Here is a 22,547-nt window from a genome sequence, read left to right as displayed (position 1 = left end):
TCCTTATACAGTGACGTCCACGCCGTGGCGCACGACGCGTTTATCCAGCTCGCCGCCCAGCCAATAGGCCAGGTCGGCAGGGCGGTCGATCTGCCAGGCGACAAAATCCGCGACTTTGCCCACTTCCAGGGAGCCATGGGTATCGCCCATGCCCAGCGCAGTGGCCGCATGTTGCGTGGCGCCGGCCAGGGCTTCTTCCGGGGTCATGCGGAACAGGGTGCAGGCCATGTTCAGCATCAGTCGCACCGACAGTGCCGGCGAGGTGCCAGGGTTGAGGTCGCTGGCGATCGCTATCTTCACGCCGTGCTTGCGCAGGGCTTCCATCGGCGGCAGCTGGGTTTCGCGCAAAAAGTAGAAAGCGCCCGGCAGCAAGACGGCGACGGTGCCGGCAGCGGCCATGGCGATGGCGTCCTCTTCGGTCATGAATTCCAGATGGTCCGCCGACAACGCGTGGTAGCGCGCTGCCAGGCTGGAGCCATGCAGGGAAGACAATTGCTCGGCGTGCAGTTTCACCGGCAGGCCCAGTTGCTGGGCGACCTTGAACACCCGCTCCACCTGCTCGGTGGAAAACGCCAGGTATTCACAGAACGCGTCTACCGCGTCCACCAGCCCCTCTGCGGCCAGGGCCGGCAGCATTTCGTTGCAGATGTGGTCGATGTAGTCGTCGGCGCGATCCTGGTACTCCGGCGGTAACGCGTGGGCCGCCAGGCAGGTGGCGCGCACGCTCACCGGCAGCACTTGCCCAAGGCGCCGCGCCACGCGCAGCATCTTGCGTTCGTTGAACAGGTCCAGGCCGTAGCCGGACTTGATCTCCACCGTGGTCACGCCGTCGCGCAAAAGGCTGCGCAGGCGCTTTTCCGCGCTGAGGAACAATTCATCTTCGGTTGCCGCACGGGTAGCGCGCACGGTGCTGGCAATCCCGCCGCCCTTGGCCGCGATGTCCGCATAGCTGACGCCTTCCAGACGCTGCTCGAATTCGCCGCTGCGGTTACCGCCGAACACCGTGTGGGTGTGGCAGTCGATCAGCCCGGGGGTGACCCACGCGCCTTGCAGGTCATGCACATGAGCGTAGTCCGCCGTCGGCACTTGGCTGCGCGGGCCGATCCACTCGATGAGCGAACCGGCGGTGACCATGGCGGCGTCCTCGATGATCGAGTATTTGCCATGAGCCATGGTTGCGACGTGGCAGTGTTGCCAAAGGGTTTTCATCAACGCCTCCCTAAGTTATCGATGAGACAAAGCCGGTTCGTAATGGACCTTGGCCGCTTGCCCGGCAGCGGGCTTGACCCACAGCAGGTAGGCAACGATCAGCAGCACAATCCATACCGCACCGACCATCAAGGCCGCCTGGGTGTCTGGGAAGTAACCGAGTACGCCAAACACAAACAGCATGAACACGATGGCCGCAGCCGGCGCATAGGGCCAGAACGGCACCGGGAATTTCAGCTCGGCCACCTGCGCCTTGGTCATCGAGCGGCGCATGGCGACCTGGGTGAACAGGATCATCAGCCACACCCACACAGTGGCGAAGGTGGCGATCGAGGCGATCAGCAGGAACACGTTTTCCGGGATCAGGTAGTTGAGCACCACGCCGCCCAGCAACGCGGCGCCCATCACCAGCACGGTCATCCACGGCACGCCGTGCCTGGACAGCTGCGCGAAGCCCTTGGGCGCCTGCCCTTGCTGGGCCAGGCCGTACATCATGCGACCGGCGCCAAAGATGTCGCTGTTGATGGCCGAAACCGCCGCCGAGATCACCACGATATTGAGGAGGGTCGCCGCCGAGCCGATACCCAGGTTACTGAAGATCTGCACGAACGGGCTGCCCTGGCTGCCGATCTGCGGCCATGGGTAGATCGCCATCAGCACGAACAGGGTCAGCACGTAAAACAGCAGGATGCGCAGCGGCACGGCGTTGATCGCCTTGGGGATCACGCGCTGCGGGTCTTTGGCTTCGCCGGCGGTGATGCCGATGATTTCGATGCCACCGAAGGCAAACATCACCACGGCGAAGGATGCGATCAGGCCGCCGACGCCATTGGGCATGAAGCCGCCGTGCGCCCACAGATTGCTCAAGCCAGCGGCCTGGGTTTCACCGGCCGAATGAATACCGAACAGCATGATGCCGAAGCCGCCGAGGATCATCGCGACAATGGCGCCGACCTTGAGCAGCGACAGCCAGAACTCCATCTCGCCAAACACTTTGACGTTGCACAGGTTCAGGCCGCCGATCAAAAAGACAATGCCGAGCACCCAGACCCAACGTGCGACTTCGGGAAACCAGAAACCCATGTAAATGCCGAAGGCGGTGACGTCGGCGAGGCAGACGATGATCATTTCGAAGGCGTAGGTCCAGCCGAGGATAAACCCGGCCATGGGCCCCAGGTAGGTGCCGGCGTACTGGCCGAAAGAGCCGGACACGGGATTGTGCACGGCCATTTCACCGAGGGCGCGCATCACCATGAATACTGCGGCGCCGCCGATCAGGTAGGCCAGCAGCACGGCGGGGCCGGCCATCTGGATGGCTGAGGCAGAACCGTAGAACAGCCCGGTACCGATCGCGGAACCGAGGGCCATGAAGCGAATATGTCGGGCGTTGAGCCCGCGTTTCAAACCTGTTTCTTGCTGGTGCATTTCTCGTCCCTATTATTTTTATCCTGAGAAAAATTCAAAGCAGCGAACCACGGGCTCTGTGGCGAGCGAGCTTGCTCGCGCTGGGCTGCGCAGCGGCCCCGAGAAACTACGAGCGGGAGCAAGCTCCCTCGCCACAGGAATCCGTCCTTCGAATGAGTTACAGACTCGGCAACAGCTTGGCCGGCACCAGCTCATTCAGGCAGCGGCTGGCGAGCAGTTCGCTGGCGGCGTTGATGTCCGGGGCGAAGAAGCGGTCTTTCTCGTAGAACGCTACCTTGTCGCGCAGCAGGGCACGGGCTTTTTCCAGGGTTGGCGAGGTTTTCAGGCCGTCGCGCAGGTCCAGGCCCTGGCAGGCGGCGAGCCACTCCACCGCGAGTACACCCCGGGTATTCTCGGCCATTTCCCACAGGCGCTTGCCCGCAGCCGGGGCCATGGATACATGGTCTTCCTGGTTGGCCGACGTCGGCAGGCTGTCGACGCTATGGGGGTGGGCCAGCGCCTTGTTCTCGCTGGCGAGCGCCGCCGCCGTCACCTGCGCGATCATGAAACCGGAGTTGACCCCGCCATTGCCCACCAGGAACGGCGGCAATTGCGACATGTGCTTGTCCATCATCAACGAGATACGGCGCTCACTGAGCGAGCCGATTTCGGCGATGGCCAGGGCCATGTTGTCTGCAGCCATGGCCACAGGCTCAGCGTGAAAGTTACCGCCGGAAATCACATCGCCTTCAGCGGCAAACACCAGCGGGTTATCCGACACGGCGTTGGCTTCTACCACCAGCACTTCGGCAGCCTGGCGGAACTGGGTCAGGCAGGCGCCCATCACTTGTGGCTGACAGCGCAGGGAGTACGGGTCTTGCACCTTGTCGCAGTTCTGGTGCGACTGCGATACCTGGCTGCTTTCACCGAGCAGGTCACGATAGGCCGCCGCGGCATCGATCTGCCCACGCTGGCCGCGTGCGGCATGAATCCGCGCGTCGAACGGCGAGCGCGAGCCGAGCACCGCTTCCACGGTCAGGGCACCGCAGGCGAGGGCGCCGGCGAACAGGTCTTCGCCTTCGAACAGGCCGCGCAAGGCGTAGGCGGTGGACACCTGGGTGCCGTTGAGCAAGGCCAGGCCTTCCTTCGCGGCGAGGGTCAGCGGCGTGAGGCCGGCGACCTTCAGCGCTTCGGTTGCCGAAAGCCATTCGCCGTTGTGACGCGCCTTGCCTTCGCCCAGCAGCACCAGGGACATATGGGCCAGCGGCGCCAAGTCACCGGAGGCACCGACCGAGCCCTTGAGTGGAATATGCGGATACACCTCGGCGTTGATCAGGGCGATCAGCGCGTCGATCACTTGCCGACGGATCCCGGAGAACCCACGGCTCAGGCTGTTGACCTTGAGCACCATGACCAGCCGCACCAGCGCATCGCTGATCGGCTCACCTACACCGGCAGCGTGGGACAGCACCAGGGAACGCTGGAGGTTTTCCAGGTCAACGCTTGCGATGCGGGTCGAGGCCAGCAGGCCGAAACCGGTGTTGATGCCATACGCGGTGCGGTTCTCGGCGAGAATCTGCTCCACACAGGCCACACTGGCGTCGATCTGCGCCGTGGCGCTGTCATCCAGACTGAGGGTTACCGGCTGCTGGTAGATGGCCCGCAGTTGGGCGAGGCTCAGTTGGCCTGGAATCAGGTTTAGCGCAGTCACATTCGTTCTCCTTGTGAATTGTTCTTTTTGAATAAGTATTCAGTGCACGTTCGGTGTTGCGGTGTCCTTGAGTAACTGGGCGGCCGCCGCAATGTCCGGCGCCAGCCAGCGGTCCTGTTCATAGGCCGGTACTTTCTCGCGCAGCAAGCGCCAGGCGCGGTCGGTGCCGGCGCCGAAGCGCTGGTCCTTGAGGAACTCGAACGCCTGGGCTGCCAGCAAGTATTCGATGGCCAGGATCTGGGTAACGTTGGCCAATACCTGATGCAGCTTGAGCGCGGCGTTGGTGCCCATGCTCAAGTGGTCTTCCTGCAGGCCCGAGGTGACGAAATTGTCGAGCACCGCCGGTTGCGCCAACTGGCGGTTCTGCCCGCACAACGAAGCGGCGACGTACTGCACGATCATCATCCCGGAGTTGACCCCGGGGTTGCTCACCAGGAACGCCGGCAGGCCACTGACGTGCGGGTTGATCAGGCGGTCCAGGCGGCGTTCGGCCACCGAGCCGATTTCGGCCATGGCGATGGCGAGCAGGTCGGCGGCCAGCGCCACCGACTGCCCGTGGGGGTTGGCCTGGGACACCACGCGGTAATGCTCCGGCGTGCCGAGCACCAGCGGGTTGTCTGTGACGCTATTGAGTTCGGTCTCGATCTGACGGGTAGCGTGCTCCAGCTGGTCACGCGCCGCGCCGTGGATCTGCGGGATCGAGCGCAGGCTCAGGGCGTCCTGGGTGCGAATGCCGTGGCTGCTGGCGATCACTTCACTGCCGTCGAGCAAGGCGCGCAGATGCCGACCGACGTGCTGCATGCCGGCGTGCGGCTTGAGGGCGATGATTTCTTCGTCGAACGCATCGATCTGGCCGCGCTGGGCTTCGAAGCTCATGGCACCGATCACATCGGCCCATTCCAGCAAGTGATGCGCTTCGGCCAGGGCCAGGCAGCTCAGGCCGGTCATGCACGGCGTACCGTTGACCAGGCACAGGCCATCCTTGGCGCCGAGCACTACTGGCTGCAAACCTTCGGCGGCCAGCGCCGCTTGGGCCGGCACCACCTGGCCGCGATAGCTGACGTTGCCCACGCCAAGCAGCGCCACGCCGACATGGGCCATGTGGGTCAGGTAACCGACCGAACCCTGGGATGGTATTTGTGGCGTGATGCCGTGGTTGAGCAGCGCCAGCAGCGCCTGTACCACCTGCGGATGCAGGCCGGATTTGCCGTGGCTGTAGTTGACGATGGCGGCGCAGATGATCGCGCGGGTCTGCTCGTCGCTCAGCACCGGGCCGACACCACAGGCGTGGCTCAGCAAGGTGTTGCGCGACAACTGGCTCAGTTGTTCGCCCTGAAGCGAGACATTGCACAGCGCGCCCAGGCCGGTGTTCACGCCATAGGCGCGCTCGCCGCTGGCGACGATGCACTGCACGATGGCCTGGGCATTGTCGATGCGCGCCCAGGCGTGGCCCGAGAGTTCGAGCACTGCGCCGTGGCGAGCGACGGCGACCACGTCCTGCCAGCGCAGTGGCGTATCGGCGAGGGTGATTTTTGTTGCCTGGGACATGTTCATACCTTCTTCAATGCTTATGCAGCTTTGCCGGCCTCATCGGGGGCAAGCCCCCTCCCACATTTTGAACTGTGAACACCTTCAAAGGTGGGAGGGGGCTTGCCCCCGATAGGGCCAGCAGCCTCACCACAAAACCTGGATCAGACCACCGCCGCCCGCCGCTGAACGAACCGGTCCACGTACTCATCCGCCGGCGAATGCAGAATTTCGCGCGGCGTACCGACCTGAATCAGCCTGCCGTCCTTGAGGATCGCAATGCGGTTACCAATGCGCACCGCCTCGTCGAGGTCATGGGTAATGAACACGATGGTCTTGTGCAGGGTCTTTTGCAGCTCGAGCAACTGGTCCTGCATCTCGGCGCGAATCAGCGGGTCGAGGGCGCTGAACGCTTCGTCCATCAGGATGATGTCGGTGTCCGCCGCCAATGCACGGGCCAGGCCGACGCGTTGACGCATGCCGCCGGAGAGCTGGTGCGGGTATTTGTTTTCATAGCCCTTCAGGCCCACGGTTTCGATCCAATGCAGGGCACGCTCGGCGCAAACCTGCTTGGTTTCCCCGCGCACCTTCAGACCGTAGGCGACGTTGTCGAGCACGCTCTTGTGGGGCAGCAGGCCGAAGCTCTGGAACACCATGCTGATCTTGTGGCGACGGAATTGGCGCAGGGCTTCCATGTCCAGTTGCAGGATGTCTTCACCGTCAACCAGGATCGCCCCGCTGGTGGGGTCGATCAGGCGGTTGAAGTGACGCACCAAAGTGGATTTGCCGGAGCCCGACAGGCCCATGATTACGAAAATCTCACCGGTGCCGATGCTCAGCGACAAGTCGTTCACGCCCACCACACAACCGGTCTCGGCCAGCACCTGGTCCTTGGTCTTGCCCTGGCCAATCAGTGCCAGTGCTTCCTTCGAACGGTTGCCGAAGATCTTGAACACGTTTTTGACTTCGATTTTGCTGACGCTAGTCATTTGCTCGCCTCATGCCGTGGACGACCATAGGCCTGGGTAATGCGGTCGATGACCACAGCGAGAATCACGATCGCCAGCCCGGCTTCAAGGCCACGGCCGACGTTGAGGGTCTGAATGCCGACGAGCACGTCTTCACCCAAGCCACGGGCGCCGATCATCGAGGCGATCACCACCATCGACAACGCCATCATGGTGGTCTGGTTGATACCCGCCATGATGCTCGGCAGCGCCAACGGCAGTTGCACGCCGAACAGTTGCTGCCAGCGGTTGGCACCGAAGGCGTTGATGGCCTCCATGACTTCGCCGTCGACCTGGCGGATGCCCAGATCAGTCAGGCGAATCAGCGGCGGCGCGGCGTAAATCACCGTGGCGAAAATCGCCGGCACCTTGCCCAGGCCAAACAGCATCAGCACCGGGATCAGGTACACGAAGCTGGGCATGGTTTGCATGATGTCGAGCAACGGCATCAGTACCGAACGCAAGCGATTGCTGCGCGCGGAAAGGATGCCCAGCGGGATGCCGATCAGCACCGAAATCACCGTGGCGACCATCATCAGCGCCAGGGTCTGCATCAGTTTGTCCCACAGGCCAACCGCGCCGACGAGAAACAGCAAGCCGACGATCACTGCCGTGGTCACCACTTTGCGGGTGGCGTGCCAGGCAATGACGCCAACGATGGCCAGCATCAGCCACCAGGGAGCGGCGCGCAGCAGGCCTTCCAGGTTGACGATGGCCCATAGCAGGGTGTCGGAAATGTGCCGGAACACGTCGCCGTAGTTGGTGACCAGCGAGTCCACCCAACCGTTGACCCAGTCGGCGATGGAAAACGTAAAACTCTCAGGAAACATAGCGTGCTCTCGATCCAGTGGGTTGAGGCCAGGTGTCCGGCTGCCCCTCAGGGTAGCCGGACACGCTTGACCTACAAGGCCGCGTCGATTTTCTTGGCGGCGTCGTCGCTCACCCAGGCGTGCCAGACTTCAGGATGTTCCTTGAGGAAAATTTTCGCCAGTTTCGGCGACTCGATTCGCTCTTTGGCCATGCGGCCGAGGTTCTGATTCAGCAGGTCGATGGGCAGGTTGACCTTTTCCAGCACAGCCACCAGTTCCGGCGCTTGCTCGTGGAAGGCCTTGGACAGGCCGACCTTGATGCTCACGCTTTTATCCACGCCCGGCTTTTCTTCCAGCTTGACCAGGTCGACCTGGCCCATCAGCGGCGTCGGCGACCAGTAGTAGAACAGGATCGGCTCGCCGCGCTTGTAGCTCGACAGAACCGCCGCATCCAGCGCCGGGCCGGTGCCGGGGCGGAAGTTGGTGTAGGTGCTTTCCAGGCCGTAGCTTTTCAGCATTTCACTGTTGTCCAGCTCACAGGTCCAGCCGGCCGGGCAGTTGTAGAAGCGGCCCTTGGACGGTTCTTCCTGGTCCTTGAACACCGAGGCGTACTTGGCCAGGTCAGCGATATTCTTCAAATCCGCAGCCTTGGCTTCCAGCTTGCGCTTGGCATCGCCTTCAATCACATAGCGCGGCACGTACCAGCCTTCCACAGCGCCTACGACAGGGGCGCCGACGCCGACGACCTTGCCGGCCTTCTCGGCCTTGTTCCAGACTTCACTGCGGCCAACCCACTCTTCGGCAAACACCTGGATGTCGTTACTGCTCAGGGCGTTTTCCATGGTGATGGAGTTGCCCGGCAGGCTGTCGGTTTTGCAGTCGTAGCCTTTTTCCAGCACGGTTTGCAGGATGTCGGTGAGCAACATGCCGCTTTCCCAGTTCAGCCCGGCAAACTTCACCGGCTTACCCGATTCGCACCAGCCGGCCGCCTGGGCGCCGGCGCTTGCGAGCAAACCTGCGCAAAGTAATGGGGTCAGCAGGGTCTTATGCATTTTCATTGTGTGACGCTCCCAATCATGAAATGGATTACGGCAGTCAAAAGGCATCCTGCCTTGTCCACGTCCCGTCAGGCCTGCGCCGCAGCGCGACCGGTCCCGCTTGTTTGCACGGGTATAACGCTGTCCGGCTCGACCGGCAGGATCAGTTGATCAGGCATCGTGCCATGCCATTTTTTCGCGCACAGGTAGTACAGGCCGGCTGGCAGCACCAGGCCGATGATCCAGGAGATGTCCACGCCACCCAGGGTTTCCACCAGCGGGCCGGTATAGAACTTGGTGGAGATGAACGGCAGTTGCACCAGCACGCCGAATACATAGACGCTGATGCCCAGCGGGTTCCAGCGGCCATAGCGACCTTTGGGATCGGCCAGCGCCGGCACGTCATAGCGCTCGCGGGTAATGCAGTAGTAATCCACCAGGTTGATCGCGCTCCAAGGCGTGAAGAACGCCAGCAGGAACAGGATGAACGACTTGAACGCGCCCAGGAACGAGTGCTGACCGAGCAGTGCGATCAGGGTGGCCGTGCCGACAATCGCCAGTACGAACAGCAGACGCTGCAGGCGCGATATCCGCAGATGGCCCCGGAAGCCGCTGATGATGGTGGCAATGCACATGAAGCTGCCGTAGGAGTTCAGCGTAGAAATCGTCACCTTGCCGAACGCGATGCTGAAGTACAGCAACGCGGCCGCGGCACCGCTGCCACTCAGGCCCACGATATAGGCCACTTCGTGCCCGGCGAATTGCCCGTTGGCCATGGCGGCGGCAAACACGCCGAGAATCATCGCCACCTGCGCGCCGATCACCGAACCTGCGCCAGCCGCCAGAAAGGTTTTCACCGAGGAGGTGCTGCTCGGCAGGTAACGTGAGTAGTCCGCCACATAGGGGCCGAACGCGATCTGCCAGGAAGCCGCCAACGAGACCGCGAGCAAGAAACTGCTCCAACTGAAATGGCGGATCTGCAGCAGTGCGCCAATGTCAGCCTGGCCCATCAAGCGGCTGAACAGGTAGACGAAAGCGATCACGCCAATGACGCTGGCGACGCGACCGATGAAGTGGATCACCCGATAACCGAGCACCGTGACCAGCACGATGACACTGGCGAAAATCAGGATGCCGACGCTGTCGCTGACCCCAAACAACTGGCCCAGCGCCTGCCCGGACAATACCGTGCCGGTTGCGGTGAAACCCAGGTACATCAGGCACACCAGCACGATCGGGATGGCCGCGCCATACACGCCGAACTGCACCCGGCTGGAAATCATCTGCGGCAGGCCAAGCTTGGGGCCCTGCGCCGCGTGCAGCGCCATCACCCCGCCGCCTAGCAGTTGACCGATCAACAGACCGATCAACGACCAGAACACATCGCCGCCCAGCACCACGGCCAGGGCCCCGGTGACGATGGCAGTGATCTGCAGGTTGGCACCCAGCCACAGGGTGAACTGGCTCAATAGACGACCGTGTCTTTCCGCTTCCGGGATGTAGTCGATCGAACGCCTTTCGATCAACGGGGTGGTGTCGTTTGCAGCCATGTGTGTTCAACCTCTGATGGATTGTCTTGGGTTCGCCGCCGCTCCAATGTGGGAGGGGGCTTGCCCCCGATAGCGGCGGATCAGTCACTGATTTTTTGGCTGATACACCGCCATCGGGAGCAAGCCCCCTCCCACACTTATTACTTGATCATTGGCAGGTTGAGGCCCTGCTCCTTGGCGCAATCGATAGCGATCTGGTAACCGGCATCCGCATGGCGCATCACCCCGGTCGCCGGGTCGTTGTGCAGCACCCGCGCAATGCGCTCGGCTGCTTCGTCGGTGCCGTCACACACGATCACCATGCCCGAGTGCTGGGAGAAGCCCATGCCCACGCCGCCGCCGTGGTGCAGCGAGACCCAGGTCGCGCCGCTCGCGGTGTTGAGCAAGGCGTTGAGCAGCGGCCAGTCGGACACGGCGTCGGAGCCGTCCTGCATGGCTTCGGTTTCACGGTTCGGGCTGGCTACCGAGCCGGAATCGAGGTGATCGCGGCCAATAACCACCGGGGCGGACAGCTCGCCACTGCGCACCATTTCGTTGAACGCCAGGCCGAGCTTGGCGCGCTGGCCCAGGCCCACCCAGCAGATACGTGCCGGCAAGCCCTGGAAACTGATGCGCTCGCGCGCCATGTCCAGCCAGTTGTGCAGGTGGGCGTCGTCGGGGATCAGCTCTTTGACTTTGGCGTCGGTCTTGTAGATGTCTTGCGGGTCGCCCGACAGCGCAGCCCAGCGGAACGGGCCGATGCCACGGCAGAACAGCGGGCGGATGTAGGCCGGTACGAAGCCAGGGAAATCGAACGCGTTTTCCACGCCTTCTTCCTGGGCCATCTGGCGGATGTTGTTACCGTAGTCGAAGGTCGGGATGCCTTGCTTCTGGAATTCCAGCATGGCTTTGACGTGCACGGCCATCGACTGCTTGGCGGCCTTGATCACGGCGGCAGGTTCGGTCTTGGCGCGGGCGCGGTATTCGTCCCAGGTCCAGCCGGCCGGCAGGTAACCGTTGAGCGGGTCGTGGGCGCTGGTCTGGTCGGTGACCATGTCCGGGCGCACGCCACGCTTGATCAGCTCCGGCAGGATTTCGGCCGCGTTACCCAGCAGCGCGATGGAGATCGCCTTGCCTTCCTTGGTGTACTTGGCGATACGCGCCAGGGCGTCATCGAGGTCGGTGGCCTGTTCGTCGACATAGCGGCTGTTCAGGCGGAAGTCGATGCTGACCTGCTGGCATTCGATGTTCAGCGAGCAAGCACCCGCCAGGGTTGCGGCCAGCGGCTGCGCGCCACCCATGCCGCCCAGGCCTGCGGTGAGCACCCAGCGGCCAGTGAGGTCGCTGTTGTAATGCTGACGACCAGCTTCGACGAAGGTTTCGTAAGTACCCTGGACGATGCCTTGGCTGCCGATGTAGATCCAGCTCCCGGCGGTCATCTGGCCGTACATGGCCAGGCCCTTGGCATCCAGCTCGTTGAAGTGTTCCCAACTGGCCCAGTGCGGCACCAGGTTGGAGTTGGCGATCAGCACGCGCGGCGCGTTGCTGTGAGTCTTGAACACGCCCACCGGCTTGCCGGATTGCACCAGCAGGGTTTCATCGTCGTTCAGATGGGTGAGGCTCTCGACGATCTGGTCGTAGCACTCCCAGTTGCGCGCGGCACGGCCGATACCGCCGTACACCACCAGCTCTTTCGGGTTCTCGGCCACTTGCGGGTCGAGGTTGTTCATCAACATGCGCAGCGGTGCTTCAGTCAGCCAGCTTTTGGCGGTGAGCTTGTTACCGCGGGCGGCGCGGATTTCGACGTCACGGTATTTTGTAGGCTTGGTCACAGCTAGGACTCCTCGGCGATCGATGCGCGGACACTGATGGTGCAAAAAAAGGTCTTACGCACACATCTTTACTTGTATGTACAAGCATATGCAATCAAGCGGCCAACTTGCTAAGCGCGTGTTCGAATTTTTTTGGAAAGCACATACGAGCCTTGAAAATTAAGGCTTCGAAGGAGGATGAAATTTCTTACGGAGGAGTTTTACAGCGGGGGAGGTTTATCAAGACAACGTGGCTTTGCGCCGCACTGGGGCATTCGGTAACAATTTGGTGCGCGGGTTGGAAACAGTTTTTATGAGCAGCACATAACAAATGTGGGAGGGGGCTTGCCCCCGATTGCAGTGTGTCAGTCAATGGAATAATGACTGATCCACCGCTATCGGGAGCAAGCCCCCTCCCACATGTTTACCCGCGCTGGGTCAGTTCGATGACGCAGCAGCGGCCATTGACCGAGATGTCCAGCAAGCCGGTGTTACCGTCCACTTGCAGGCAGTCGTGATGGCCGAGTTTCTGGTCCAGCACCTTGACCTCATCGGCAACGCTGAACACCAACACCGTCTGCGCCGTGCTGAAAAACTGCTGCACGCCATCCACCCACTGCAGCCGCGCGTGATAACGCTGGGGCGAGTAGATCAGGTTGAAATCGCGGATCGGCCCGGTGATCAGGCGGCACGACACCTGGCTGTCACCCTTGAATGCGAAGGGTTGCAGCGGTAACAAACCCCGCTGTTCCTCACCATCCACGGTCAACACCATGCCCGCGCCCTTGATCACGGTGATCACGCGCTGGTAACCGGCGAAGGTGGAAAAACCACCTGACTCGGCGATATCGGCAATCGACAGACGCCAGCCGAAACCGTCCAAGCCGGTGCCCGCGTCACGGGTGATTTCTTCGGTACTGCCGCCGCCGTTCTTCCACGGCATGCGCACGTAGTCGGCGGCGCGCCAGACGTTGACTGAACTCATTTGCTGAAACGTCCTTCAAGGCTGTGCCGGGAACCGGGGTGAATCAGGCGCGCGGCTGTCACCGGCTGGCGACCAGACCAGGTGCGTCGGCGGATCAACAGGCAAGGCTCGCTCGGCTCGATCTGCAGCAGCTTGCACTCGCTGGCATCGGCGAGGATCGCTTCGACCACATGCTCGCCTTCAGTCAGCGGTGCGACCTGGTTGAGGTAGGCGTAGGGCGTTTGCTGGGTGAAGTCCTGCTGCAGGTATTGCGGCGCAACCAGGGCGTTGACGAAACGGTCTTCGATCTGCACCGGAATGTCGTTTTCGAAATGCACGATCAGCGAGTGAAACACCCGCCCGCCTTCGCGCATTTCCAGCGCGACGGCCCGTTCCGAGCCGGCCGCCTCTTCGCCCAGGGTAATGACCTGGCAGGTATGCCGATGGCCCCGGGAGGCGATCTCATCGGCAATGTTATGCACTTCAAACAGCGCCGACTGGCTCTTGGGCTCGGCGACGAACGTACCGACGCCTTGCATGCGCACCAGCAAGCCTTCGGCCGTGAGCTCGCGCAGTGCGCGGTTGATGGTCATGCGGCTGAAGCCCAGCTGGCTGACCAGTTCGCTCTCCGACGGCACACGATAGTGAGGCGGCCAGTTGCCGTTGAGGATCTGCTGGCTGATCATCTGTTTGACGCGGGCATACAAGGGCGCCGGACTTTCGTCCATGTGGGCAGCCAGCGGAGACTTGGCAGGCGGAGTCGGCACAGGGAATCCTTGCAGGGGGAAAAGATGCATAGATTGCCGGAGTTTACCGAGCAGGCAAACGTCTGTATATGTATATACAAATAAACACACGACCGAGGTGCCTTGATCATGTCCGCTTTCTTTGCCGAACGCGCACTGCTGCCTAATGGATGGGCCAATGATGTACGTCTTGAAGTCAGCGCCGATGGGGTGCTGACACAGGTTGAGGCCAATGCCAGCGCGGAGGGCGCCGAACGGCTGAGAGGTCCGGTACTGGCCGGCATGCCGAACCTGCATTCCCACGCATTTCAGCGCGCCATGGCGGGATTGGCGGAAGTGGCGGGTAATCCGAACGACAGCTTCTGGACCTGGCGTGACCTGATGTACCGCATGGTCGGCAAGATCAACCCCGAGCAGTTGCAGGTCATCGCCCGTCAGTTGTACATCGAGATGCTCAAGGCCGGCTACACCTCGGTGGCCGAGTTTCATTATGTGCACCACGACGTCAGCGGCCAGCCCTACGCCGACCGCACGGAGCTGTCGCAGCAGATCAGCCAGGCCGCCGCCAGTAGCGGGATCGGCCTGACACTGCTGCCGGTGCTTTATACGCATTCGGGGTTCGGTGGCCAGGCGCCCAACGACGGGCAGCGCCGGTTTATCAACAGCACCGAAAACTATCTGGACTTGCAGGCGCGCTTGCAGCCGATGCTCGCCGCGCAACCTGCGCAGCAACTGGGCCTGTGTTTCCACTCCCTGCGCGCGGTCACACCCGAGCAGATCAAGCACGTGCTGGCCGCCAGCGATAAGGCGTGTCCGGTGCACATCCACATCGCCGAACAGCAAAAAGAAGTCGACGACTGCCTGGCCTGGAGCGGCAAACGCCCGTTGCAGTGGCTGTATGACAACGTTGACGTCGATGAACGCTGGTGCCTGGTGCATGCCACCCATGCCGACTCCGCCGAGGTCACGCGCATGGCCAAAAGCCGCGCGATTGCCGGCTTGTGCCTGACCACCGAGGCCAACCTGGGTGACGGGATTTTTCCGGCGGTGGATTTTCTTGCCCAGGGTGGACGCATGGGCATCGGGTCCGACAGCCATGTGTCACTGAGCGTGGTGGAAGAATTGCGTTGGCTGGAATACGGGCAGCGTCTGCGGGACCAGCGGCGTAATCGCTTGTATCGCAGCGATCAGCCGATGGTCGGACGTACGCTGTTCGATGCCGCATTGGACGGCGGCGCCCAGGCATTGGGCCAGCCGATTGGCCGATTGGAAGTAGGCAAGCGTGCGGATTGGATCGTGCTGGACGGTAGCGATCCCTACCTGGCGACGGCCAGCGAGGACGGGATTCTCAACCGCTGGTTGTTTGCCGGCGGTGATCGACAGGTGCGGGATGTGCTGGTCAACGGCCAGTGGGTGGTGCGCGATGGACATCATGCTGGCGAGGAAGAAAGCGGCCGGGCATTCACTCAAGTCTTGAGAAGCTTACTCGGGTAAAAAATGTGGGAGGGGGCTTGCCCCTCCCACATTTGGATTTAGGGTGATCCCGTTACTGCGAAGTCTTCGCCATCTGCTTGTCCGACGTACGCCAGATCAGGCGAGTGGTGTCATAGCCCTGCTGTCGCGCCCGGCTCAACAGGTCTTCACGCGTATCGGCGCTTACCGTCGGCGTGCGCGACAGGATCCACATATAACGCCGGCTCGGGCTGCCCACGATGGCCGTCTTGTAGTCATCGCTGACATACAGCACCCAGTAATCGCCTTTGGCGACGCCCGGCAGTAACGACGTAAACCAGTTATCGAATTCGACCCAGAGCTTGTCGGTCTTGCCCGGCACTTGCGGCGTGGCCGTGCCTTTGGCTTCCTGCCATTTCCACTCAGGCGTCAGGCAGCGGTTGAACACCGACATGTCGCCATCGGGCAGCAGGGTGTAGCGCGCTTCGGATTGCGCACAATTGCGCTGGAAATACATCGGCAAGCGAGCCAACTCATACCAGGTGCCCTGGTAACGCTTGAGGTTGACGTTGCTCGCAGTCTTGGGTTGCAGATCATCGCCAGAATGGCTGGCGCAGCCCGCCAAAAACAGGCTGGCGCAAAGGAACACAACAAAACGCATCATTCTTCTTCTCCCGCAGGCTCGCGCCCCGGTTTACTTCAGGCCTTGCCCGGAAAACATCAGAACTTTGTCACCGGCGTACTGCACGCTGATAAAGCTGTTTTTATCGCCCCAGGTGCAGCTGGACATGCCCAGTGCGCCGGAACAATCGGTCGGCTTGCCCAGCAACGACTCTACCTCGGCCTTGGCCATGCCGGCCGACAGTTTCTGGTAGTTTTCTTGGTTGACCTTGCTGCAAGCGGCTAACAGCACGCAAAAAGCCAGCAGGGCGAGACGGCGTAAAGACATGGAATAGCTCCTGGAGAGACAAAGCAGCTGGGGTATCTGCCAGAAGCTTAGAAGGAAAAAGAGGTGTCTGGTTCCCGACGAGCGAAAACAAAAAAGCCCCGAAAACGCTGAAACGTTTCGGGGCTTCTTATCGCTCAAAACCAACTGCTTTGAACGTGGCGAGGGAGCTTGCTCCCGCTGGGCTGCGAAGCAGCCCTGAAAACCTTGCGGGCGCTACGCACCCGAGCGGGAGCAAGCTCCCTCGTCACAGTTACTTCTTGTGATACGCGGTCACACGCTCAACTTCTTCCTTCGAACCCAGGAACACCGCCACACGCTGGTGCAGGCCTTCGGGCTGAATATCGAGGATGCGCTGGTGGCCGTCAGTGGACGCACCGCCTGCCTGCTCGACCAGGAACGACATCGGGTTGGCTTCGTACATCAGGCGCAGCTTGCCCGGCTTTGAAGGCTCGCGGCTGTCACGTGGGTACATGAACAGGCCACCACGGGTCAGGATGCGGTGCACGTCGGCAACCATGGCAGCGACCCAGCGCATGTTGAAGTTTTTCTTCAATGGGCCTTCTTCGCCTTCCATCAATTCGTTGACGTAGCGCTTCACCGGTTCTTCCCAGTGACGCTGGTTGGACATGTTGATCGCGAATTCCTGAGTGGAGGCAGGAATGGAGATGTCTTCGTGGGTGAGTACGAAGCTGCCCATTTCGCGGTCCAGGGTGAAGCCTTTGACGCCATCGCCCAGGGTCAGCACCAGCATGGTCTGCGGGCCGTAGATGGCGTAACCGGCGGCGACCTGCTCGGTGCCAGGCTGCAGGAAGGCCTTTTCGTTCAGGGCTTCGTTCTGGCTCAGGTATTCGTTCGGGCAGCGCAGTACCGAGAAGATGGTGCCGACCGGCGCGTTGATGTCGATGTTGGACGAGCCGTCCAGTGGGTCGAATACCAGCAGGTACGCGCCTTTAGGGTATTTGCCCGGGATCTGGTAGGCATTGTCCATTTCTTCGGAAGCCATGCCGGCCAGGTGACCGCCCCATTCGTTGGCTTCGAGCAGGATTTCGTTGGACAGCACGTCCAGTTTCTTCTGCACTTCGCCCTGCACGTTTTCAGTGCCCATGCTGCCCAGGACACCGCCCAGTGCGCCTTTGGACACGGCGTGGCTGATCTCCTTGCAAGCACGCGCCACCACTTCGATAAGGAAGCGCAGATCGGCAGGCGTGTTGTTGCTGCGGGTCTGCTCGATCAAATAGCGACTCAAGGTAACGCGGGACATGGACGGCTCCGGAGAATGGGGGGCTTAAAAACCCGCGCAGTTTAGCGCGAGTCGGGGCTGATTTCCTCTAATCAGAGGATTTAACGCCAATAGAGTTCACGGCTGGCCCTGCGGTTTGCGCAACAGACTGTAGGCCATCGCCCCAAGCGCAGCCACGCCGAGCAGTAACACGGCCCATAGACCGAGCTTTTTCCAGTCGGCGCCCACCGGCGGCGATGCGGCAACGGCAGATGGCTTGAGCACCACCTCCCCCGCCAGCGTGGCCTGGCCGAGCGCGTTGAGACGCTCAGTGCTGTAATCGGGAATCAGGGTGGACAATGGCAGATTCGCCGCCTTGACCGAGCCATTCCCGAGCGCCAGCGTGAACGGTGGCTCGCCCCGCGCCAGGAACACAAGCTGCGTGGAGCGCACCGCGAAGCGCAACGCCGGGGCTTCGCTGCCCAAGCCACCGCCGCGCTCATCCACTTGCAGTTTCAGCTCAGCGACCGTCTGGCCCGGCAACTGCAATTGGTCCTGCATCACGTCCTTGCCGTTCTGGGTCAGGCGGTACAACAAGCCCTTGCTCAACGGCTGCCACGTTTGCCTGGCATCACTTCGCCCCAGCAGCGTCACAGGCGCCAAGGTGTTGGGCTGCTTGAGCTCGATGCGCAGGCGCTCGACATTCAGCCCCGTGGGCAACTGCCAGCTGTATTCACCCGCCGTGAGCCGTACGCCCGCCAATGGTTGCGACCACACCAGCGGCAACGGCAGGCTGCTGCGCGTCGCGCTCGCCAGCGTGGCAGACGTCAGCAGTGGCGCCGCCTGCCCCTGCCACACCAGGCGCAGGTAACGCGCTGATTGGCCCGGCAAGCTGACGTCATGCTGTTCGACCCGCTCATCGGCAAACGACAGGCGCGCCACTTGCCCGTCACCCCAGGCTTGCCAGTGCTGCAAGTCGTTGCTGGCTTCGATGCTGAAACGCTGGAAACCGTCCTGTTCACGGCTCCAGTCGAGGCTCAGTTGCTGCAACGGGGCCTTGATCGCGCTGGCATCGAGCACCCAGCCGCGCAATACCTGCTTGCCGGGTTTCGCAGCGCTGGCCGGTTTGATTTCAACCAGCGTGCCTTCGGCCGTGGTTTTCATCACCACACCGGGCAGGTTTTCCTGGGTGTCGGCGGCGTACAGTGGGAACCACTTCACCGGCGTCACATCGCGGCTTTCAGTGTGCGAGGGCGATTGACGCGACAGTGCATAAGCCTGCGCATCGCCTGCGGCGTTAAACACCCGCACATCGCTGAGGTCGGCCTGGCGCGCGCTCAGTTGCACGGCCAAGGGCAATTCGAGGCGATACCAAGGGCCTTCGCCGCTGACACTCAGCGCCACCTGAGTACTGAAGTCGGCGGGCGTTTCCCGCGCCCAGGCGGACAACGTCGCACACAGGCCCACTGCGACTACGCTCAACTTACCTATCAAGAGGCTGCTCCTTCAGTTTCCAGTACAGGCTCGGCGCGCTTGGGCGGCAGCGGCGCGAAGTAGCCCACCACCAGCAACAACGCGCCCACGCCGATGAACGACACGATCCGCGCCAGGCCGCCACGGTTGCTCAGTTCGACAAAAAACAGCTTGGCCACCACCACGGCAATCAATACCGCGCCGATCAGCCACACCTCGCGACGATGACGCAGGTGGCCGCCGATCATCAGGCCCAGCGCGATCAGGGTCCAGACAATCGACAGGCCGGCTTGCACCAGCATTGACTCGAGCAACGCATCCAGATGGAACGGCACGCCGCCCCAATGGTGAGCGGTGCGCATCACCAATGCGGTGAAGAACGCAAACAGTGAAAGCCCCGCGATGCCTTGGGCGAGCCGCTCGGCCTGCGGCCCGCGTTGCGGCGCCACGCTTCGCGACCACACATACACCCCCAGCAATGCGAACAGCAGGCCCAGGTCCAGCGGGTTCAGCAAGGGCACATAGGGCAGCGGGTTGGCCGTACCGTCGCTGAAGCTATTCGCCAGCCAGAACCAGCCGAGCATCAGCACAGCCAGGGGCAGTGCCGCGAATACGCGGTATTCCCTGGCATACGCCGACACCGGCCACGCAAACGTGCGCGGCGCGGCGGCCAGCACCAGGTAGAGGCTTGGCAGGATCGCCCAGCCCAGCCAGCGCCAGGCGTTGTATTCGGCCGTGAAGCGCAGCAACCCGTAGCGCAGCTCCAGCGCCAGCAGGCCAAGCAACATCCAGCAGCCCAACACATGGGCGATACCCAGCGCTCTGCGCGGAGCCACCGCCGCCAAGCGTCGCAGCGAAAGGAAATGCACCGCGAACAGCGCCGGCCAAGCCAGCCAGCCGTAATGCGCCGCCGGGTGATAATAGGTATGGGCGCTCAGCAGCAAAACCACACTCGCCGTCGGCATCAGCAAGGTGCACAACAGGCCCAATGACGACCACTTCAGCCGCCAGGCCAGCAGCGTCCAGATCGCCACGCTGATCGCCGCGCTGCCCAGCAGGAAAGCGCCGCGCAGCTCGACGGGAACAAACCTCAACACTTCGCCCGCCACCGCCAGCGTCCACCAGGCCGCGCCCCACACCAATAACAGGTCGGACAGGCGTTGCAGTTTCAGCCTCGAAAACAGCGGCGCATGGGGTTCACGCTGCAAACGCCACGCGCCCACCAAGGCCGCCAGACCCAGCACCATCGGCGTCCAGAAACCGCTGTGCGCCAAGGGGCTCAAACCCTCGCCAGTCAACGGCCCGACCCACTGCGGCACGGCGAGCAGGAACGACCCGCCGCCAACCAGTTGCAGCAGCAGACCAAACACAAAACTGACGCGCTGTTGCAGGTACAGGCTCAGCCAGATGATCAACAAACCACTGGCTGCCCATACGCCGCTGGCGCTTTCCCACGGCAGTACGAACAGCACCGCCAGGTTAATCAATACCAGTCCGGCCAGCATCACCACCGACAACCCGCGCAGCAGCCGCCCATCACTGCGCACCATGTCGTCACGCGCCGCCAGCAGCATGCCTGCGATCAAGGCCAAGCCGATCAACGAGGCGGTGATCAAACCGCCCCAGCCAGCACTGAACACCGCCGCGCCATCACCGCCCTGCAAGCGCAGCAGGAACAACGCACCGCCCAGCAACTGCACGGCGAAGGCCACGAAGAGGAAAGTGCGCGAGCCGATGCGCAGGCCGACGAACAACGTCACCAGGCCAGCGATTGCCCAACTGATGGCCGTGCCTTGGGTCAGTAACAGCAGCGGCGCCAGCAGGTATAGAAAGCCCAGGCCCAGGCTCGCCAATACCGGCAAACCGTTGCGCTCCCGCTCCCTCGCCTGTTCGGTCGGCGCCTTGCGCAAATGATGGAAGCTCAATAGCAGCGCGGCGCCGAGCAGCAGCGCGCCCAACGGAGCGCCGTCGAGCAACGTCAGCTCGCCGGGGTGCAGTTCGCTGAGAAACGCCAGCGCCGAACCCAACTGCAGCAGCAAGCCGAACACCCGCGCCAACGGCCGCTGTTGACGCAAGCCCAGCCAGAAGATCCCCGCCCCTTCCACCGCCCAGGCCGCAGCGGTCCAGCGCGCATCCAGCCCCAGGGGAATGGCCAGGCTGGCAAAGATCACGCCCAGCGCCAGGCAGGTTTGCGCCAGCAGCAAGGCGCGCCCGCCGCTCAATAACCGCGCCAGCCCCATATAGATAATGCCCAGGCCCAACGCACTGAAGGCGGCGGCAAATTCCAGGTGCTGGACCAGCGCGAACTGCAAGCCGAACCCCACCAGCGGCGGGCCGAACAGCAGGCTACCGTCGACATAATCGCCCTTGGCCGCCGACCAGCGTAGCAAGCCATCACGGTCCTCGGGCGCATTCCCCGCCTCCAGCAACTTGCGCCGGGCAAACAGCAGGCCGATCGCCAGGTACATCAGGAAAAACACAATCAGGAACGGCTCGGTGCTCCACAGCAGTTCCGGCGTGTAGGAGCGCATACCCCAGGCAAAGCCGATGCCGAAGGTGCCGACAAAACCGATCAGGTTGAGCAGACGCCAGGCCTTGAACCAGGCGATGGCGAGGATGCCGGCATTGAGCAAGGCGAAATAACTGAACAACGCGACATGGTTGCCGGCGCCCGTGGAGGTGAGGATCGGTGCCGCAAAGCCACCGAGCGCCGCAGCACAGGCCAGCCCCAACGCATCCTGAGTAATCGCCAGGATCGCCGAGAACACCGTGACCGCCACCAGCAGGCCCAGCGCCGCGCCCGGGTCGATCAGCGGGTGCAGGCGCATCGCCGCAAACACCGTCAGGTACAACACCGCGATGCCGGTGCCTTGCAGCATCAGCCCGTACTGGCGGTTGCGCAGCCGCAGCCACCAGCCCAGGCCCAGCAGGCCAACGGCAGCGGCGGCAACCCCGGCGTAGCGCAGCTCGACCGGCACCACCATGCCTTCGGTGGCGTAGCGCAGCAGGAACGCCAGGCCGAGAAACAACAGCACCACGCCGACGCGCAGCACAGTGTTGCCGCCAAACAACCAATTGCGCGCAGCGCTGATGCCGCGTTCGATCAGGTTGGGCCCACGGGGAATGGCAGGCGCTTGAAGGCGCTGCGCAGAAACCCAGACGTCGTCCGGCAGCGGCTGGCTCGGCTCGGCAACCACGGCGACGGGCGTCAATTCAGCCGGCAGCTCCCAGACAAGCTCGGGGGCCTTGGCGACAGGAGTAGGCTCAGGCGTAGGCGTTTCAACCACGGAGTGATAGGTCGGCTCCGGCACTTCCACTCGCCGCAATCGCTCACCCAGCGCTATCAGCGCCTTCTGCGTGGCTTCCAGCTGTTGCGCCTGCTGGTCCGCCTGGGTCGCCAGTTTCGACAGGCGAATCGCCTGGCCGATGCCCAGCCCCAATAACGCACCGATGCCCGCATCGCTGAACGACTCATCGAGCGTCCAGCCAAGCACCAGGCCAATCAGCATGAAAATCCATTGCATGGTCGATATCCCTAAGCAAGCCGAGGCCCAGTATATCGATGCAAGACCACTCTGTACGGGCTTCGACAAATAACCTCAAGGCCGGCGGCCCTCCCGGCTATCGCCCACAAAAAAGTCACAAGGACACGCGCCATGTATTGGTTATCTATTCCTGCCTCGCTCTTGAAGATCGTTAA

17 protein-coding genes are annotated in these 22,547 nt (G+C 62.5%); 1 reads left to right on the top strand and 16 read right to left on the bottom strand.

Translation table 11 applies throughout. The annotated features are described in order from the left end of the window. Positions 1-3: 3 nt before the first annotated feature. The 11 genes from hutI to hutC all read right to left on the bottom strand — a co-directional run bounded on the left by hutI (position 4) and on the right by hutC (position 13,805). Positions 4-1,209, bottom strand: coding sequence for an imidazolonepropionase (gene hutI / locus C4J94_RS01915; RefSeq protein ID WP_124384736.1), 1,206 nt, complete (start codon positions 1,207-1,209; stop codon positions 4-6). Positions 1,210-1,224: 15 nt separating this feature from the next. Next, the gene (locus C4J94_RS01910) at positions 1,225-2,634 is read right to left on the bottom strand and encodes an amino acid permease (RefSeq protein WP_124384735.1); all 1,410 of its coding nucleotides are present in this window, start codon (positions 2,632-2,634) and stop codon (positions 1,225-1,227) included. A gap of 157 nt (positions 2,635-2,791) precedes the next feature. Next, positions 2,792-4,324 carry a histidine ammonia-lyase gene (gene hutH / locus C4J94_RS01905; protein WP_124384734.1) on the bottom strand — a complete coding sequence of 511 codons (1,533 nt, stop codon included), beginning with the start codon at positions 4,322-4,324 and terminating at the stop codon, positions 2,792-2,794. Between the two features lie 39 nt (positions 4,325-4,363). After that, positions 4,364-5,872, bottom strand: coding sequence for a histidine ammonia-lyase (gene hutH / locus C4J94_RS01900; RefSeq protein WP_124384733.1), 1,509 nt, complete (start codon positions 5,870-5,872; stop codon positions 4,364-4,366). A 143-nt stretch (positions 5,873-6,015) separates the two neighbouring features. Next, on the bottom strand, positions 6,016-6,840 hold the full coding sequence (locus tag C4J94_RS01895) for a glycine betaine/L-proline ABC transporter ATP-binding protein (protein ID WP_124384732.1): 825 nt from the start codon (positions 6,838-6,840) through the stop codon (positions 6,016-6,018). Continuing rightward, on the bottom strand, positions 6,837-7,688 hold the full coding sequence (locus C4J94_RS01890) for a proline/glycine betaine ABC transporter permease (RefSeq protein ID WP_065885736.1): 852 nt from the start codon (positions 7,686-7,688) through the stop codon (positions 6,837-6,839). The genes C4J94_RS01895 and C4J94_RS01890 overlap by 4 nt, the downstream gene beginning before the upstream one ends. Before the next feature lie 71 nt (positions 7,689-7,759). Beyond that, entirely contained in the window at positions 7,760-8,725 is a 966-nt protein-coding gene (locus C4J94_RS01885) for an ABC transporter substrate-binding protein (RefSeq protein WP_124384731.1), read from the bottom strand. Positions 8,726-8,793: 68 nt separating this feature from the next. After that, positions 8,794-10,254: a cytosine permease gene (locus C4J94_RS01880; RefSeq protein ID WP_124384730.1), complete on the bottom strand. Its 1,461-nt coding sequence runs from the start codon at positions 10,252-10,254 to the stop codon at positions 8,794-8,796. Positions 10,255-10,394: 140 nt separating this feature from the next. After that, positions 10,395-12,065 (bottom strand): urocanate hydratase, encoded by a 1,671-nt coding sequence (gene hutU / locus C4J94_RS01875; protein WP_124384729.1) that lies wholly within the window; start codon positions 12,063-12,065, stop codon positions 10,395-10,397. A 403-nt stretch (positions 12,066-12,468) separates the two neighbouring features. After that, entirely contained in the window at positions 12,469-13,029 is a 561-nt protein-coding gene (locus tag C4J94_RS01870) for a HutD family protein (protein ID WP_124384728.1), read from the bottom strand. Continuing rightward, positions 13,026-13,805, bottom strand: coding sequence for a histidine utilization repressor (hutC, locus tag C4J94_RS01865; RefSeq protein ID WP_177413438.1), 780 nt, complete (start codon positions 13,803-13,805; stop codon positions 13,026-13,028). The genes C4J94_RS01870 and hutC overlap by 4 nt, the downstream gene beginning before the upstream one ends. A 78-nt stretch (positions 13,806-13,883) precedes the next feature. Between hutC and C4J94_RS01860 the strand changes: the two genes are divergently transcribed. After that, positions 13,884-15,248 (top strand): formimidoylglutamate deiminase, encoded by a 1,365-nt coding sequence (locus C4J94_RS01860; RefSeq protein WP_124384726.1) that lies wholly within the window; start codon positions 13,884-13,886, stop codon positions 15,246-15,248. Between the two features lie 52 nt (positions 15,249-15,300). On the opposite strand, the gene C4J94_RS01855 is transcribed toward C4J94_RS01860, so the two are convergent. The 5 genes from C4J94_RS01855 to C4J94_RS01835 form a co-directional block, all read right to left on the bottom strand. Beyond that, positions 15,301-15,870 carry a lipocalin family protein gene (locus tag C4J94_RS01855; RefSeq protein WP_124360872.1) on the bottom strand — a complete coding sequence of 190 codons (570 nt, stop codon included), beginning with the start codon at positions 15,868-15,870 and terminating at the stop codon, positions 15,301-15,303. A gap of 30 nt (positions 15,871-15,900) precedes the next feature. Continuing rightward, positions 15,901-16,155 carry a lipoprotein gene (locus tag C4J94_RS01850; RefSeq protein WP_033897714.1) on the bottom strand — a complete coding sequence of 85 codons (255 nt, stop codon included), beginning with the start codon at positions 16,153-16,155 and terminating at the stop codon, positions 15,901-15,903. A 250-nt stretch (positions 16,156-16,405) separates the two neighbouring features. After that, the gene (locus C4J94_RS01845; RefSeq protein WP_003187818.1) at positions 16,406-17,416 is read right to left on the bottom strand and encodes a class 1 fructose-bisphosphatase; all 1,011 of its coding nucleotides are present in this window, start codon (positions 17,414-17,416) and stop codon (positions 16,406-16,408) included. Positions 17,417-17,512: 96 nt separating this feature from the next. Next, on the bottom strand, positions 17,513-18,865 hold the full coding sequence (locus C4J94_RS01840; RefSeq protein WP_124388907.1) for a DUF3999 domain-containing protein: 1,353 nt from the start codon (positions 18,863-18,865) through the stop codon (positions 17,513-17,515). After that, positions 18,865-22,371 carry a DUF2339 domain-containing protein gene (locus C4J94_RS01835; protein ID WP_124384725.1) on the bottom strand — a complete coding sequence of 1,169 codons (3,507 nt, stop codon included), beginning with the start codon at positions 22,369-22,371 and terminating at the stop codon, positions 18,865-18,867. The genes C4J94_RS01840 and C4J94_RS01835 overlap by 1 nt, the downstream gene beginning before the upstream one ends. Positions 22,372-22,547 lie beyond the last annotated feature (176 nt).

This window comes from Pseudomonas sp. R5-89-07 (genome assembly GCF_003851685.1).
Classification (GTDB): Bacteria; Pseudomonadota; Gammaproteobacteria; order Pseudomonadales; family Pseudomonadaceae; genus Aquipseudomonas.
This window is presented reverse-complemented; position numbering and strand designations above follow the sequence as displayed.

Coding starts and splice junctions, on each gene's coding strand:
- hutI (WP_124384736.1), bottom strand. CDS start 1,209: ATGAAAACCCTTTGGCAACACTGCCACGTCGCAACCATGGCTCATGGC.
- C4J94_RS01910 (WP_124384735.1), bottom strand. CDS start 2,634: ATGCACCAGCAAGAAACAGGTTTGAAACGCGGGCTCAACGCCCGACAT.
- hutH (WP_124384733.1), bottom strand. CDS start 5,872: ATGTCCCAGGCAACAAAAATCACCCTCGCCGATACGCCACTGCGCTGG.
- C4J94_RS01895 (WP_124384732.1), bottom strand. CDS start 6,840: ATGACTAGCGTCAGCAAAATCGAAGTCAAAAACGTGTTCAAGATCTTC.
- C4J94_RS01890 (WP_065885736.1), bottom strand. CDS start 7,688: ATGTTTCCTGAGAGTTTTACGTTTTCCATCGCCGACTGGGTCAACGGT.
- C4J94_RS01885 (WP_124384731.1), bottom strand. CDS start 8,725: ATGAAAATGCATAAGACCCTGCTGACCCCATTACTTTGCGCAGGTTTG.
- C4J94_RS01880 (WP_124384730.1), bottom strand. CDS start 10,254: ATGGCTGCAAACGACACCACCCCGTTGATCGAAAGGCGTTCGATCGAC.
- C4J94_RS01870 (WP_124384728.1), bottom strand. CDS start 13,029: ATGAGTTCAGTCAACGTCTGGCGCGCCGCCGACTACGTGCGCATGCCG.
- hutC (WP_177413438.1), bottom strand. CDS start 13,805: ATGCATCTTTTCCCCCTGCAAGGATTCCCTGTGCCGACTCCGCCTGCC.
- C4J94_RS01860 (WP_124384726.1), top strand. CDS start 13,884: ATGTCCGCTTTCTTTGCCGAACGCGCACTGCTGCCTAATGGATGGGCC.
- C4J94_RS01855 (WP_124360872.1), bottom strand. CDS start 15,870: ATGATGCGTTTTGTTGTGTTCCTTTGCGCCAGCCTGTTTTTGGCGGGC.
- C4J94_RS01850 (WP_033897714.1), bottom strand. CDS start 16,155: ATGTCTTTACGCCGTCTCGCCCTGCTGGCTTTTTGCGTGCTGTTAGCC.
- C4J94_RS01845 (WP_003187818.1), bottom strand. CDS start 17,416: ATGTCCCGCGTTACCTTGAGTCGCTATTTGATCGAGCAGACCCGCAGC.
- C4J94_RS01835 (WP_124384725.1), bottom strand. CDS start 22,371: ATGCAATGGATTTTCATGCTGATTGGCCTGGTGCTTGGCTGGACGCTC.